The 16,083-nt window shown below is 64.1% G+C and carries 10 protein-coding genes; 3 read left to right on the forward strand and 7 right to left on the reverse strand.

Annotated elements, in window-relative coordinates; all coding sequences use genetic code 11:
• Positions 1-97: 97 nt before the first annotated feature.
• Positions 98-2,146 (forward strand): ABC transporter ATP-binding protein/permease, encoded by a 2,049-nt coding sequence (locus LB569_RS18785; RefSeq protein ID WP_263494768.1) that lies wholly within the window; start codon positions 98-100, stop codon positions 2,144-2,146.
• A gap of 22 nt (positions 2,147-2,168) precedes the next feature.
• Here the strand turns inward: LB569_RS18785 and LB569_RS18790 are convergent, their stop codons facing one another.
• Positions 2,169-2,891 (reverse strand): haloacid dehalogenase type II, encoded by a 723-nt coding sequence (locus LB569_RS18790; protein WP_140708781.1) that lies wholly within the window; start codon positions 2,889-2,891, stop codon positions 2,169-2,171.
• Between the two features lie 41 nt (positions 2,892-2,932).
• On the reverse strand, positions 2,933-3,862 hold the full coding sequence (locus tag LB569_RS18795) for a DMT family transporter (protein WP_224693619.1): 930 nt from the start codon (positions 3,860-3,862) through the stop codon (positions 2,933-2,935).
• Between the two features lie 205 nt (positions 3,863-4,067).
• Between LB569_RS18795 and LB569_RS18800 the strand changes: the two genes are divergently transcribed.
• Both LB569_RS18800 and LB569_RS18805 read left to right on the forward strand, forming a co-directional pair.
• Complete coding sequence (locus LB569_RS18800) at positions 4,068-4,958, forward strand: LysR family transcriptional regulator (protein ID WP_224693620.1); 891 nt, start codon at positions 4,068-4,070, stop codon at positions 4,956-4,958.
• Positions 4,959-5,056: 98 nt separating this feature from the next.
• Positions 5,057-5,236 (forward strand): hypothetical protein, encoded by a 180-nt coding sequence (locus tag LB569_RS18805; protein WP_224693621.1) that lies wholly within the window; start codon positions 5,057-5,059, stop codon positions 5,234-5,236.
• Here the strand turns inward: LB569_RS18805 and LB569_RS18810 are convergent.
• From LB569_RS18810 to LB569_RS18835, 5 genes are all read right to left on the reverse strand, one after another.
• Positions 5,233-6,981: a hypothetical protein gene (locus LB569_RS18810; RefSeq protein WP_224693622.1), complete on the reverse strand. Its 1,749-nt coding sequence runs from the start codon at positions 6,979-6,981 to the stop codon at positions 5,233-5,235. The genes LB569_RS18805 and LB569_RS18810 overlap by 4 nt on opposite strands.
• Before the next feature lie 185 nt (positions 6,982-7,166).
• The gene (locus LB569_RS18815) at positions 7,167-7,883 is read right to left on the reverse strand and encodes an abortive infection family protein (protein WP_224693623.1); all 717 of its coding nucleotides are present in this window, start codon (positions 7,881-7,883) and stop codon (positions 7,167-7,169) included.
• A gap of 580 nt (positions 7,884-8,463) precedes the next feature.
• Complete coding sequence (locus LB569_RS18820) at positions 8,464-8,769, reverse strand: hypothetical protein (RefSeq protein ID WP_224693624.1); 306 nt, start codon at positions 8,767-8,769, stop codon at positions 8,464-8,466.
• A 232-nt stretch (positions 8,770-9,001) separates the two neighbouring features.
• Complete coding sequence (locus tag LB569_RS18825) at positions 9,002-13,948, reverse strand: autotransporter domain-containing protein (protein WP_263494771.1); 4,947 nt, start codon at positions 13,946-13,948, stop codon at positions 9,002-9,004.
• Between the two features lie 426 nt (positions 13,949-14,374).
• Positions 14,375-16,033, reverse strand: a complete 1,659-nt coding sequence (locus tag LB569_RS18835; protein WP_224693625.1) for an acyl-CoA synthetase — start codon at positions 16,031-16,033, stop codon at positions 14,375-14,377.
• Positions 16,034-16,083: the final 50 nt, after the last annotated feature.

The raw sequence follows: 16,083 nt of genomic DNA on the forward strand, positions 1-16,083 counted from the left end.
GCGTGGCTTGGTGGCGATTGTGCGGCGGTGAAGGCGGGCCGAGGCGGTCGGATATCGAGGCACCAGGACAGCTTTGGCACGGTGGCGAGCCGTCACAATGAAACCTTCCGATATCCAGGCCGTTATGGCGGTTGTGGCAGACATCAAATCCAAACCGAAGCCGGTCGGCGGCGCCAAACCAAACGGTGCCAGGAAGCCCCGCCGGGAGAAGGCACCTGATGTCGAGGCCGCGTCAGAGGTCGTCGGCGAGGACGCGCCCCCGCCGGAGGCCGTCGAACCCGATCCGCAGCTGAGCCCCGAACAGGCCGAGCAGGCGCGCAAGAAATACCTCTTGAAGCGGTTCTGGATCAGCGCGCGCGGCTATTGGAGCCGGCGCGGCGACAAGCTCGCCTGGCCGTGCACGATCGCGCTCCTGATCCTGATCTGTGTCAATGTCGGCTTCCAGTACGGGATCAATGTCTGGAACCGCTCGATCTTCGACGCCATCGAGCAACGCAATGCGCCGAACGTCTATTTCCTGAGCGCCGTGTTCGTGCCGCTGGTGCTCGGCAGCGCCAGTCTGGTCGTTGCGCAGGTCTATCTGCGCATGACGATCCAACGCCGCTGGCGCTCCTGGCTCACCACGTCCGTCATCGGCCGCTGGCTCACCAACGGCCGCTATTACCAGCTCAATCTCGTCGGCGGCGATCACCAGAATCCCGAAGCCCGCATCGCCGAAGATCTGCGGATCGCCACCGAATCGCCGGTCGATTTTGTCTCCGGCGTCCTCAACGCCTTCCTGGCGGCCTCGACCTTCATCGTCGTGCTGTGGACGATCGGCGGCGCGCTGACGCTGACGATCGGCGGCTCGACCATCACCATTCCAGGTTTCCTCGTCATCACCGCGGTCATCTATGCCGCCATCACCTCCACCTCGATGGTGGTCATCGGCCGGCATTTCGTCGAACTCTCCGAGCAGAAGAACCAGGCGGAAGCGGAATTCCGCTACACGCTGACACGCGTGCGCGAAAACGGCGAGAGCATCGCCTTGCTCGGCGGCGAGGAGGAAGAGCGCAGCGGCATCGACAGGACCTTCGCCGGCGTGCTGGGGCGGTGGGCGAAGCTCGCCGGCCAGCACATGCGCACGGCGCTGGTGTCGCAGGGGTCGAGCCTGTTCGCGCCCGTCGTGCCGGTGCTGTTGTGTGCGCCGAAATTCCTCGACGGCTCGATGTCGCTGGGCCAGGTCATGCAGGCGGCGTCCGCCTTTGCCATAGTGCAGGGGGCGTTCGGATGGCTGGTCGACAATTATCCGCGGCTCGCCGACTGGAACGCCTCGGCACGGCGCATCGCCTCGCTGATGATGTCGCTCGACGGACTCGAACGCGCCGAAGAGAGCGACGCGCTCGGCCGCATCAATCGCGGCGAGACCAGGGACAATACGATGTTGAGCCTCAACAACCTCTCGGTGTCGCTCGATGACGGCACCGCCGTGGTCAAGGAGACAGAGGTCGTGATCCAGCCGGGCGAGCGGCTGCTGGTGGCGGGCGAATCCGGCTCGGGCAAGAGCACGCTGGTGCGGGCGATAGCGGGCCTGTGGCCGTGGGGCGGCGGCAGCGTCGATTTCCACCCGGGAAAGCGCATGTTCATGCTGCCGCAGCGTCCCTACATCCCCGCGGGCACGCTGCGCCGGGCGGCGGCCTATCCGGGTGCCGCCGACGACTGGACGGTTGCGCAGATCAGGGCCGCCCTCGACAAGGTCGGGCTCGGTCATCTCGGCGACAGGATCGACGAAGACGCGCCATGGGACCAGACCCTGTCGGGCGGCGAGAAGCAGCGGCTGGCCTTCGCGCGGCTCCTCCTGCACGCGCCCGACATCATCGTGCTGGATGAGGCGACGGCGGCGCTCGACGAGAAGAGCCAGGAAAAGATGATGGAGACCATCATCCATGAATTGCCCGATGTCACCATCGTCAGCGTGGCGCACCGGGCCGAGCTGGAGGCTTTTCACAGCCGCAAGATCACGCTCGAGCGGCGCAAGGGCGGCGCCAAGCTGGTCAGCGATATCGATCTCGCCCCGCGCAAACGCAGGGGCTTGCTCGGCCGCGCCTTGTGGGGTTCCGGCACCTCGGCCGGAAAGCCGCTCGATCGCGCCCACAAAAAGAACTGACGTCCCCGCTGCGGATGGTCAATCAGGCGCGCACCTCTGCCCTGTGCGCCTCCACCAGGTCGGCCATGCTGTCGAAGCGGAAGTCCACCTTCGGCATGTCGCCGGGATGCATGGTGGCGCCAAAACCCTGATCGGCGTGCCGGCGCTGGATCCAGCATGATTTAAGGCCGAGGCCATTGGTGACGGCATGATCGTGGAACAGGCTTTCGGCCGTGTGCAGGACCTCCTTGCCGCTGATTCCGAGCGTCGCCAGCTTTTCCAGCATATAGTCGAAATTCCGGGGCGACGGCTTGTAGGAGCCGATATCCTCGGCCGTGTAGACCGCGTCGAAATCGACGCCGAGCTTCCTGTTGCTGAAGGAGAAGCTCGTATTGTCGACATTGGAGAGGATGGCGAGCTTGTAGTGCTGCTTCAGATATTGCAGGGCGGCGGCGGTATCGGCAAAGGCCGGCCAGTCCTTCACGCTCTGGCCATAGGCGATGCACTCTTCCGGCGTGGCCACGACGCCCCATTCCTCGGCCAGCCGCTTGTAGACGACAGCCAGAAGGTCGCTGTAGCGTTTTTGCGGCGTCCAGTTCTGCTGGCTCGATTCATGCCTTGCATGCGCCTGCAGGACCTCGTCGCGGCTCAAGGCGCCGCCAACCCGCTGGGTCAGCGGCTTCAGGGCTTCGATCATGCCGGATTCCCAATCGATCAGCGTGCCGTAGCAGTCGAAGGTCAGGGCCTTGAAATCAGTCAGCTTCATCGGGGGTCACTCCCTTGGGTTGGCGTTTGCGTGGATCTCGATCAATCGGCCGGTTGCCCGACCGGCCGCAAACCTGCCTCGCCCCTGGATGCAGTGCTGCGCGAGGACGTCAGCCAGACGCCGAACAGCGTCACCGCGAGGCCGAGGACCATGGCCCATGAAAGCGGCTCGCCAAACAGCAGCCAGGCCCACAGCATCGTCACCGGCGGGCTGAGATAGATGACGCTGCTGACCTGCGCTGCGCTATGGAGGCGCAGGCTGACATAGTAGACGCCGTAGCAGAAGAAGGTCGAAAACAGCACCAGCCAGGCGATGCCGAACTCAAAACGGCCATCGAGCGGCGGCATCAGCCCGCCATTCCACCCGGCGCAGGCGGCAAAGAAGATCGACGCCGTCAGGCACTGGATGCACAGGCTCTGGTGGATGGGCATGTCGATCGTCCCCATCCGCTTCTGCAGCACGGTCGCCAGCGCGAAAACCATCATCGAAGCGATGGTCACCACGTAGGCCCAGGCGGGCGCGCTGCCGAGGCTGAGGCTGTTCAGCGAGACGATCAGCACGCCGGCCACCCCGAGCGCCGTTCCGGTCCATTGCCTCGATGTCAGTCGGTGGCCGAGAACGGGCTGCGACAGTGCCGCAATGGCGAGCGGGACGAGGTCGGAGATCAGTGCGACGAGGCCGGTCGGCACGCGCTGGCCGATGGCAAGCGCGAAGCCGCCGAGATAGAGGAACATCATCGCCACGCCGAAGGCCATTTGTTGCACCAGGGCGCGTGCGCCGATGCGCGGCCCGACCATGAGCGCGAAGGGCAGCAGGACCAGTCCCGACATCAAGGTCCGCCAGAACAGCACCAGCATGACGTCGGCGTTCTCGCTGGCGTAGCGGATGCCGACGAAGCCGGAACTCCAGCTGATGACCAGGGCGGCCGCCAGCAGCGGCCAGACCAGGCGATGGGGCAGAGGGAACGTCATGCGGTCTCTTCGTTGCAGCGGCGCCGATGCGCCAGGCGGATCACGGCCGATCGGATGGCGACTTATGGCGGCGTGCCTGCGCCATTGCACATGACAAATTTCGATGCATCCATGAAATAGCCACGAAATCTGGCATATCCATTTGCCTGAGAACCGGTTCCGCGCCAGGACGCGGAGTATTACTTCGTTTCGAACGAGGATTGTCATGGCTGGAGTGATGAACCGCCGCCTGGATGTCGATGCCTTGCGGGCGATGGTGGCGATCGACAAGCATGGCGGCGTCACCCGCGCGGCCGAGATGCTGGGCCTGTCGCAGTCGGCCGTCAGCCACAAGATCAGGCGGCTGGAAGCGAGCCTCGACTGCGAAATCCTCAGCCGCAAGGCCAATGCGCCGATGTTCACCAGCTCAGGGCAGGATCTGCTGGGCTATGCAAGGCGCATCCTGGGCATCCATGACGAGGCGATCCTGAGCCTGTCGAAAAGCACGCTGCAGGGCAAGATCGCGCTGGGGATGACCGAGGACACGACCTGCACCGACCTGTCGCGCATTCTTGGCCGGTTTCGCCGGCTCTACCCCGAGGTCAGCGTGCGCACGCAGGTGCGCATGAGCCTCGCCCTGCAGAAGTTGCTGGGCGAAGGCGCCCTCGACGCGGCCATCATCCAGGTCTTCCAGCACGAGGTCCGCCCGACCGACGTCCTGCTCTTTCGCGAGAGCCTGCATTGGGTGAAGTCGCCCGAGCTGACTTTGGTGAAAGGCGAGCCGGTGCCGTTCCTGTCCTTCGACGAGAACTGCTTCTATCGCCGCTGGGGCCTCGATCTCGGCCAGGACGAGGGAACGGTGTTCGAGATCGTGTTCGAATGTTCGAGTGCCGCCGGCATCATCGCCGGCGTGACCTCCGGCCTCGGCGTCGCGCTGCTCAGCCAGCGCCATCTGCAGCCCGGCATGGAGATCGCCGACAAGAATTTCCCCAAGCCGCCTGACCTAGCCTACGTCATCCGCCGCGCCCGCAACGCCCGCAACCCCGCGCTGGAGACGCTGGTGCGGGAGATCGAGGCCGAGGTGCGGCGGCATGGGACGCTGCAGATGGTGGGGTGAGGGGGGAACCATAACCGGGAAGCTTAGGGAATGTCAGCGCCCGCATCCCTGTTGAAGCGGCGGCAGTTACCGACTATGTTCCTCACGACGGAGTGACTATGGCTGACTTAAAGGAACGTTACGTTAAAGTTACGCGCGATGCGAAGGACGCAATCAAAGAGCGCAATTTACCCGCTCGTACGGCAGAAGAGCAGCGGGTTTTTAAAGCGTTCCGCACTCAGGCTAAAGCTGCTTACGGCACGCTGCGCCCTCGTTCGACCGCCAAGAACAAGTCTTAGCGTGCTTCGCCTGTGGGAATCCATTTTGGGCGTTTGTTGGGTACAGCCGTAATTCCAAAATAGTTTTCAAACACCCACCGGTGCGCGTATTCGCCATCAGAGCGTCCATCCAGAGTGTGCTCGGTCTTTGAGGCTGCTTTGAGCTGCAGGCAGATGGCGTCCGCGCTGCGTGGAAGCTCCAAGCGCTGTACACCATTTGCCTCGTCCTTCCACAGCCCTACAGAGCTTGAAAGCGGAAAGCGCTGCTGCGTGTTCGGCTTTTCGAGCTGCTGCGCGTTTTGTCTTTCGATAAGCCCAAGAGACGTGAAGGTCAGCACGGATGATCCCGGATCCTCTGCCAAAACCGTTGCATATCGACCAGGCCAGCGTCCCTCAAGTTGCGGGCCGTCCATGAGCAAAGCAATCACCAGATTTGGTCCAATGGATCGCAACACGACCTGACAAGGGTCTACACGGGCCAAATCTTCGCAAATGAGTGTTGTGAGAGAGGTGCCGCCTCGATAGACGAAAAGGTCGAGGTCGCGTTCTAGTAGGTCCAGATGTTCCCACCAGTTGCGGTCAGTCGATAGTGCATCTCCGATCCCGTATGCCTCAATCTGGTCTTTGGTGAGTTTCCAGCGGTGATGCTTTTCTCGAATTCGGAAGCTGAGGCCTGAGTCATCTGTTGCGCCCTCGAATTGGAAGAACGGAGCTATCGCCACAAAGTTGCCCTTGCGGCTTTCGCGATCGCTGATCCCTGCAATGAGAAAATCCACTTTACCCTCCTCACTCATGGCCTTCGCCAATTGAGCAAAAAGGGCGTAGTCGAGAGAAAGTTCGGGCAGCACGACGCCATCGACACGCTTCCCGGCGCGCCGAGCTGCTCGCGTGAGCTCGAGAACAAAATCGACAAATGCTTTGCGTCCGCTCTTGTCCGATTCTGCGGGTAACCACCTCTGCTCTACATCGAACCATCCCCAACGGCTTTTCACGTTACCGCCGGCCACGAACGCCTCTGGTTGTATCCGATATGGGAAGGGGATCAGCAGAAGACCGAGGGCCCCTGCATCTGCCGCAGGTTCTCCGAACACCGGGGTTTGCCAACGTGCACTTACTTCTCCCGATCTCGGAAGCAACGCAAGGTGATGGCTCATGGACCGCATGGTGCAGCCGACCGAGGGCGTGCGAGATTTTGGTTGGACGCACAGAACACTGGTATCAGCAGTAGAAAGCGTGATGGTGCCGCTTTGCACACGTCTGAATTCTCGGCCGCTGACAACATCTTCCTGCGTGAAAGCCTCCAGCACAGGGGCGTAAAAGACGTTATTTAAGACAAACCCGACGTCCTGGCTCGCCTCGTCGGCGATCATGAAAAGTTCGAGCAGCACAATCCACCATCTCGGCAACTCTTTACCTATTAAAGGACCTGAATGAACGTCCTGATGGGCATGGTCAGCTAGCTGACGCCACAATTCGGTCACGTGTTGTGGGACACTGGGAAGCTTACCCGGTTCCGTCGCATTCTCACGCCATTGCTTCCCGACCTTGATAGCACGGTCTCTCAACGTATCATCGACGGTAAGCTGATGCGATCCGATGGGCGGACCGTTATCGGGCGCAACATGATGGTATGCACTACTGCCATCAAGGATGTAGCCCGCGAATGCGAATATGTCAGCTGGCAGTGCCGGCGGCTCTGAAAAAGAGGACAGCGACCGCGGTGCGTCTGGAAACAACAGTTGAAAAGCACCTTCAAGCGTCTGCATATTATCTCCCTGCCCGCGTACGGTGGCGATGCTGCGGCTACAGAACTTGATGAGCTATCAGCAACGATCCAAGGATTAAAACCCTAGAGCAAAGCTTGAGAGGAAGTAGTTTGGCACGCTCGTCTAGATTGAACGTCGCCGCCGTATTTTTGCGTCACAACCAGACGGTCCGCTTCTGGCCCTCGTCAGTCTTCGAAAGACCGACCGTCCACAGCCTTGATGTACCGCAGAAGTGCAGCCACGCTATCGAAGATGAAGCGCGCTTCACCGGGTTGAATCAGATCAGAATTGTCATGCGCCAACGACTTGTTGTTCCGAATCGTATTGAATGACTCGAACACGCTGATTGAGCTTTTGATTATACGCTCCGACATCTCAGTCAGATTGCGCTGCGCGGTAAGCAGTTTAACATACCGACCGACTCTGGCGTGCAGCGCATCGTTCTCTCCGCACTCGCCGCCGCCATGCGTGCGCACGAGCGAAGCGAACCGCTTCATGCAGTACGTGTGCAGACGGTCAAGCCCTGCTTGGGGCTTCTTCGCATCGAGATCACGACGGATCGCCGCAATCAGCTCGTCCAGGGTTTGACTGGGTTCGAACGCTTCAAATGCTGATGTGTCGATGTGATCGCTTGCACCTTCAAATATCGCGACAACTGCAAAGTAGTTGTCTCTGACGCCGACGCTCGGCCACGACAAGGACTCGCGATACTCCCATAACTCGCGCAGCGCCTTCGCAACTACGTTCGCGGGCGCTCTTTCGATGAACGAGCGGAGCCGCTTCGCCTTAGACGTTCCTCTGCCGTCGAAAAGGTTCGAAACAGAGATGTCGATACTCAGCCCTTCGAAGAAGAAATCTGCAAAGGTTCGGTCGCTGAAATCGAGGACGTAACCAGTGTCCATAGCGAGCGCCTTTTCGAATGGATCGCGTAGGCGTCTAGGGATAAGCTGCTCATAGGTGCGTGACATCATTGGCAATGCTTAGGCGGGGTTGGGAACACTCGCAAGCCGGCATCGTCTGCTTCTGACGCCTTTCGTGGTCTAACTTAGGACTTTCCGTTGCGTCGGCGTTAGGATCAGCTATCCCCAGCCCTCTTTTCCGCCCCACTTAAGTCCTTCACATATCGTTGCCAAGCGTCTGCAATCGGCGCGCCACCGGCTCCGCCCCTTCTCCACCTCCGCCTTCCTAGCAGGAATCGCCGGTCTTCCTGCTCGGCGTCTTCGGCAGTTCGCTCGCGAACTCCGCCTCGCGCGGCCAAACGTGGGCCGAGAGGCGTTTTCTGACGTACTGGGCAGGCTCCGGATTGCCTTTGCAGGCGGGCGCCAGGATGGCAGGCCTTAACGATCCCGATCCGCTGTGGGGCGTCGTCAACGCGGCCGAGGAGGGCGCCGGCGTGAGCATTCGATGCGAAGTCGACCCCTAGCGATCCGCGTTGGTCGGCGTTCGCCCCATCCCGCCAGCCTCAAGGCCTGGTTCTGCCAACTACTGGGCGCCCGACGTCCATTCGGGCAGGGGCGCCAGGCTGCGGTTGAACTGCTTCCACCACATCGCCTCGTCTATCTCGCAGCAGGCGCGAAGCATGGCGTGCGCCTTTTCGAAAGCCTGGGTGGCGAGATCGTCGAACGTCATGCGTGCATCGTAGGGCACCGACACCACCAGTTCCTGCCCGGTCTGCGTGCCGCCTTCGTCGACCTGAAGGTAAAGCCAAACGACGAAATGCGCGCCCTGGCCGCTCGCGTCCGCATTGCCGATCTTGATGCGGTCGATGCCTGCTGCGGTGACTTTCATGCGGGACCTCATTCGAAGTGACGGTGCCCCCAGAAGTCCGCAGCGATCAGGAACGTTCCATGACCGTTGTCGCTATGGTGAAGTATCGATGAAGAGATGGTCAGGTCACTCTCGACCTTTCGCTTAGACTAGGCGCGGAGGGCCAAGAGACGGATCCGGTACGCCCCCCATCACCGCTGCCTCGCTGATCGCGAGACGTTCGATCCCGCGCTTTCCTCGCCGGTCGGCCCCCTCAGAATTTCAGATGGAAGCTCGCATCGAAGCCGTTTTGAGAGGCGCTCGATGCGAGTTGGCCCCGGTAGGCTAGGCCGAGCGTGGCGTTGGGCGAGAGCGCGAGGTCTAGCCCGGCTTCGATCAGGGCGGCGTCCCTGGCGATCGGGGCGGTGATGGTGAAGGGGTCGGAGCCGGCGAAGGCGAAAACCGACCGGGTTTCGTCCTCGAAGGCATGGCGCCAGCCGAGCGTGCCGCGTGCGGTTGCCGTCATCGACCCCAGGCCGATCTCGGTGGAGGCGCGCAGGCCGAGCGTGGTGAAGGTGGCGTCGGTGTTCGAGGATGGGGAGGTGAGGGCCGCCGCGCCGCCCTTCTCGGCGAAACCATCGGTGTGGAGATTGATATAGGCAAGGTTGGCAAAGGGCTCGAGCCCGACCGTTCCCGCCTTCATGCCGTAGGCGAGCTCGCCGAAAGCCTGTGCGGTGCCGGCATCGTAGTCGGCCGACAGATGGTCGCTGAAGCCCGGAAAGTCGACGCTGCGCGCGGTCGATATGTCGTGCCACGTATAGGCCGCGCCCGCCCGCAACCCCAGCGCTCCCCACTGGCCACCGCCATAAAGGCCCAGATGCCAGTTCTGGCTGTCGCCCGAGGCCATGTCGGTGTCGAAGCTGGTGTGGCTGTAGCCGGCGGTTATGCCGGCCCGCCAGCCGCTGCCGAACGCCGCGTCGATGCCGGTGAGGAAGCCGCCGGTGGTCGACGAAATCCCGCCGTCGAGATGTCCCCAGTCGCCGAAGGCCGTGCCCCAGGCGGCCGGCGCTAGCGTATCGGCCGGTGCCAGCGCGCCGTCGATCGCCGCCGTCGCGCGGCTGTCCTTGCCTTGTTCGCCATAGGCCATCACCGGCGCGGACTCCGCGGCGACCGCGCCGAAGGCGGCGCGCAGGCGGGCGTCGATGATATCACCGATGAGCTGGCTGTTGGTGATCAGCACGCTCCTGGCCGAGGCATGAAGGCCGCCCGACAATTGGTCGAAGGCGGCGCGCGCCACCTCCGCGCTCGGCACGCCGGCAACGGCGTCGAACAGCACATTGCCATCGCCGAGGCTTTCCACGGCATCGGCGACGGCGCATTCGTTGCCGGTCGTGGCCACGGCGCAAAAGTTCACATTGTTGCGCACGGCCCTGATATGGACCGATGTCGGATCGTAGGTGAGCTTGAGATCGACGAAGGGCGTGTTCTGGTCGAGCGCGTCATACTGCCCGCTCACCCCGTCGGTCGCCGTCAGGATCGTGTAGATGGTGCCGGGCGTGTAGCTGCCCGAGGTTTTCGAGGCATAGACGGTGCCGCCTTCGATGGTGGCCGTGCCCGTCACCGAAACCAGGTCCGAAGTGCCGTCCGGCGCAATCTCCGCCAGATAGGTCGAACCGGCCTGCTGCACGTATTCGCCGTCGATGGTCAGCGTGCCGATTGAGCTTCCCGGCGAGATTGTTGCGCCCGAGGCGATGGTGACCACGCTGCCGGCGCCGGAGCCGATCCTGCCATGGCCGGCAAGCGTTGCCGTGCCGTCGGCCTCCAGCGAACCGCCCAGCTTCGCGCTGCTGCCTGCGGTCGAGCCGACGACCAGCGTGCCGCCGGCGACCGTCGTCATGCCGGCGAAGGCCGAACCGTCGCCGTCATAGGTGAGCTTGCCGGCGCCGCTCTTGGTCAGTCCGCCGACGCCCGACAGCGTGCCGGCAAACGAACCGTCCACGCTCTGGTCGACGGTCAGCGTGCCGGCGCCGAGCTTCAGCGCGCCGCCGGCGCCGGAAAGGTTGTTGACGCTGGTGTCGCCGGCAAGGCCGGTGAGATCGAAGGCGCCGCCATCGATCGTCAGGCTGGAGCTCGTCGCGATCGATCCGGTGCCCGCCAGCGCAAGCGTGCCGTCGGTGAGCGTGCTGGCGCCGGTATAAGTGTTGGCTTTGCCAAGCACGAGCGTGCCGGCGCCCTGCTTGGTCAATCCGCCCGCGCCGTCGATGACCTGATCCAGCGCAAACCGGTTGCCAGCATCGTCGACGTCGATCACGCCATCGCCGGTCAGCGTCGTCGCACGGGTCGTCCCGGTATAGGCCGTGCCCGTGACCCTGAGCGTGCCGCCGTTGAAGATCAGCCCGCCGGCGGCATCGCCCAAATTGGCCTCCGAGGAGACCGACAGCACGCCGGCCTCCAGGGTCGTGCCGCCGGAATAGAGGTTGGCGCCGTTCAGCACCAGCGTGCCGGCGCCGGTCTTTTTCAGCCCGGCGCCGCCGTCGATCGCATTGTCGATGACCGCCGTCCAGGCCGAAGAGCCGGCACTGCCGTCGCCGACCCTGATCTCCACCGGAGCGGGATGATCGGCATCGGCCACCAGCGTCAGGGCATCGCCGGTCAGGCGATATCCGTCGGACGCGAATTGCATGCCGGTCGCGGCGACGTCGCCGTTCGAATCATCCACCGTCACGGTTCCGGCCGCGCCGCCGAAGATGGCGAAGCCCGGTTGTGGCTGCATCGCCCCCGTCACTGTGCCACCCTCGTTCGTCCAAACTGGCGAGGTGTTTGACCAGGTTCCATCGCCGCCGCCCATCTGCGAAGCACTCGCCAGGCCATTGGCGTTCCAGAAATTGAGAACCAGGCCAGTCGAGTTGACCAGGTTGATCTGCTTGTTGGCCGCCAGGATCTGGATAGTGTAGCCGACTGGCGGAACGATGCCGCCATTGCTCATGGTGAGCGAGCCGCCGTAATCGGCGAGCATGTAAAGCCCAGGGCCAAATCCGCCGGAGTCGGTGACAGCAAGCGTAGTGCCGTTCATGGTCAGGTCGCCCGTCACATGAAGACTGTCCGAAATGCCCGGCGTGGAAAAATTCGCCCCCGGCGCGCCAAATTCATAGGCAAGGATGCTGCCCTGGGCGAGCGTCAGGTCGCCATTGACCGTGAGCGTGCCGATCGAAGCGCCAGGCGCCAGCTTGCCGCCCGAATTGATCACCGTGGAGCCAACGGTTCCGTGGCCGCCGAGCGTCGCGCCGTTCCCGACCGAAACATTGCCGGCGATGGCGGCGCTCGAATGGCCGTCGCCGCCGACGATCAGCGTTCCGCCCGAGACCGTCGTTAGCCCGGTGTAGGTGTTCACGCCATTGAGCGTCAGCGTGCCGGCGCCGGCCTTGGTCAGCGTCAGCGGGCCGGTTCCGTCCTGGATGATGCCGCTGAAATCGCCGGAACCGTCGACCGTCAGCCTCCCAGTGCCAGCCGCCGAGTTGGTGATGAAGCTGCCCGCCAGCCCATTGAGCGCCGACAGGGTCCGGGAAAGACCGCCAAGATCGAATGTGCCGGCATTGGTCGTGTCGAGGCCGCCGGTGCCGATGCCTCCGCCGCCGGCAAGCTTGATCGTGCCCGCCTCGATCCTGGTGCCGCCTCCGTAAGTGTTGGCCCCCGACAGGGTCAGGATGCCGGTGCCGGATTTCACCAGCTTGCCGGAACCGCCGATCGTCCCGCCGTAGCCGGTGTTGAGATTGAGACCGCCCACGGTAAGCGTCTTGCTTCCGAGACTTAACGTGGTTCCCGCGACACCGGTGAGCGAGCCGATGGTCTGATCGGCCGCGGACATATCGAAACCGGCTCCCGGATTGGCGAGCTTGACAGCAATAGACTGCGAAAGGCTGCCGGCCGCACCCATGGCCACCGTTCCAGCCTCGATGTCGAGCGCGCCGGCGAAGGAACTGGCGCCGCTGAGGGCCAGCGTCGAAGCGCCGGTCTTGATCAGATCGCCGGCGCCGGTGACGCTCGACTGGATGTCGAGCGATGCCGATGACAGATTGAGCGTCAGTTGCGCGCCGCCACCATCAAGCTTGGCGCCGTCGATGGTGCTGGTGGCGGTGGGAGTGATGGTTGCCGATGCGCCGGCAGCCAGCTCGACGGCACCAGTGAGCGACGATCCGGATTGCAAGGTAAGCGTACTGCCCAAGCCGTTGAACAGCACCGACGATGCGCGGCCGTTCGTGTCCAGGCCGCCGGCGAGCACGCCGTTGTTGACGATGGAAGCGCCGCCCTGGGTGATGATGCCGACGCCGCCCGCGCCGCTGCCCCTGCCTTCGCCACCCTGAATCGTGCCATTGTTGGTCACGGAGAGGCCGGTGCCCATGGCCCGGATGCCCGAACCCGAGTTGCCATCGATGCCGTTGCCAGAACTGCCCGCGCCGCCCACGCCACCCGTGCCGCCTGTAATCGAGGTGGCGGCATCGATACCGATCACGGCATTGGTGCCAAGCGCCAGCACACCGTCGCCGCCACCACCGCCGCCACCGCCCCACGTCGCGTCCGGGATTACGGCTTCGCCGCCATTGCCGCCTTCACCGCCAGTCGAAGCGCCGTTCGCTATAGCCGCTTGGACGCCGTCGGACGGGCCTAGAAGAATACCGGCGCCGCCGCCACCGCCGCCACTACCCCCGCCGCCCATGTCAGGTGCGCCACCGTTGCCACCCGCTCCTCCGACGAACGTTACTCCGCCGGACGCCATGCCAGCGGCGACATAGACAGCCACGCCACCACCGCCACCGCCGCCAGGTGCAGTCCCGGAACCACCGTCGCCGCCGCGACCGCCGACCGTGGTCACGGTCACCAACGTCGGCGGGCTGCCGCCCGCGCCGCCTGCGCCGCCGGGGGAGCCGTCGGCGTTGACCCCCGAGGCGCCGTCGCCACCCGTGCCGTTCGAAGCAGGCATGCCTGGCAGGAGCGCGCCGCCATTTTGGAGGTCGATCGCGGCTCCGCCTTGCCCGTTGCCCTGGCCGCCAGGAGCTGCATGGCCCGTGGATGCCGCGCCGCCCGAGGCGCCGCAGGCGGTGCCCGCCACGGGAGAGCAGACCATCTGGGCCATGGCCGGCGACGCGAAGCCGAACAGGCCGGCCATCAGCATGGCGTGCCAAAGCCGGTGCAGGCGCAGGGCTGATGTGTCCGCCTGCGGCAATTGCCGGTTCAAAGAAGATGCGAGGTCGGACCTGGGCCGATCGGACCTGGGCCGATCCGGACAAATCGGACCGACGGGCATTTTTGCCACCCCTAAAATATCACTTACGGCGGTCGAGCGCCGCAACAGGCAGGTTCCAGGCTTGCTGATTGAATGACGAACGGTGGACACCGGCAGTTGCCTCCATCATCGGAGCCGCCACTCCGAACCGCGCTTCGCAAATTCAGCAATGCGCGATGAGGATCGATTACCACCACCCCGCCCACCAAGTAAAAGATGGAGTAAATCCATCCATCGGCGATTGCAAGCTACCCCATCCCGAGGCTTGGCGGGACTGACCACAACGACTGTTTTCGACAGGCCAGACTTCAAAGTTGCTGTTCCGCGCGCGGTCCGCGCAACGGTTTTACATGTGGCCGCGAGATGTCACCCCTTCCGCTTCTCCACCTCCGCCTTGCGCAGCAGAAACCTCTGGATCTTGCCGCTCGGCGTCTTCGGCAGCTCGCTCACGAAGTCGATCTCGCGGGGATAGGCGTGGGCCGAGAGGCGCTTTCTGACATGCTGGGCGAGTTCCTCGGCGAGCTCCGGGCTGCCCTTGAAGGCCGGCGCCAGGATGACGAAGGCCTTGACGATTTCGGTGCGTTGCGGGTCGGGCACGCCGACCACGGCTGCCTCGGTGACGGCGGGGTGTTCGATCAGCGCGCTTTCGACGTCGAAGGGGCCGATGCGGTAGCCTGACGAGGTGATGACGTCGTCGGCGCGGCCGATGAAGGAGACCGAGCCGTCGGGCTCGTATTCCACCGTGTCGCCGGTGCGGTAGTAGCCGCCTGAAATGGCCGAGGTTTCGGCCTGGTGGTAGCCGCCGAACCAGCGCAGCGGCGAGTTGGCGATGTCGACGGCAAGGATGCCGGGCTGGTTGGGGCCGAGCTCGTTGCCGGCTTCATCCAGCACCACCATCCGGTAGCCCGGCATGGCAAATCCGGCCGAGCCCGCGCGGACAGGATGCGAAAGCCCGTGATGGTTGTTGACCATCATGCCGTTCTCGGTCTGACCGTAATGGTCGTGGATCGGCGCATCGAGATGGGCGTCGAACCAGCGGATCACTTCGGGGTTGAGTGGCTCGCCGGCGCTGCTCACCACGCGCAGCCGGCCTTTTGCGCGCGCGGCGGCGTCCGGCCCCTCGGCGAGCAGCAGGCGGAAGGCGGTGGGCGAGCCGGCAAGGCTGGTGACGCCGAGCCGCTCGATGACGTCATAGGTGCTCTTGGCGGTGAAGGCGCCCTCGTTGAAGGTGGTGGCGATGCCGAGCAGCAGGGGGCCCGTGATGGCGTAGTAGAGACCGTAGGCCCAACCGGGATCGGCGATGTTCCAGAAGACATCGTCGGGGCGCAGCCCGATCGCATCGCGCATGTAGGCTCCGAAGGCGAGCAGAGCGCTGAGCGGCACCGGCACGCCCTTGGGCAGGCCTGTGGTGCCCGAGGTCGACATCATCATGAACAGGTCCTCGCCCCGGCGCATCACCGGTTCGCAGGCCGGCGAAGCAGCGGCAAGGGCGGCGCGGAAATCGATGTCGCCCGCAGGCAGCGTCTCGCCCGCGCCGAGGATGGTGGCGATTCGCGCAGGGTTGGCGACCTCGTCGAGCTTGGCGCGATTGGCCGGATTGGTCACCACCAGTTTTGCACCGCTATAGCCGAGGCGATGCTCGATGGCCTTCGGGCCGAAGGCGGTGAACAGCGGCTGGTAGACGGCGCCGATGCGCCAGGCGCCGAGGATCAGCGCCACCAACTCTGGGATGCGCGGCAGCATGGCGGCCACGACATCGCCCGGACCGACGCCCAACTCCTTCAGCAGATTGCCGACGCGGCCGGACATGGCGTCGAGATCCTCGAAGCTGAATTCGTTGAGCTCGCCACTCGCGGAGATCGCCCGTAGCGCCAACCGGTTCTGGCCGGCGTGGCGGCCGCAGCATTCGACATAGGCGTTGATGCCGGTCGCCGGGTCGCCGTCGAGCCTGGCGATCTCATCCTCGATGCGGAAGCCCGAAACAGCGTCCTCATAGCGCGGCAAGCCGCCTTGTGTCGTGGTCATGAAAATCCTCCCTGGCGGCGCCCCATCTCCCCATGGCGCGCTGTCGCGGC

Origin of the sequence: Mesorhizobium sp. BH1-1-4, from assembly GCF_020165665.1 — a bacterium.
In the GTDB taxonomy this organism is placed as follows: Bacteria; Pseudomonadota; Alphaproteobacteria; order Rhizobiales; family Rhizobiaceae; genus Mesorhizobium.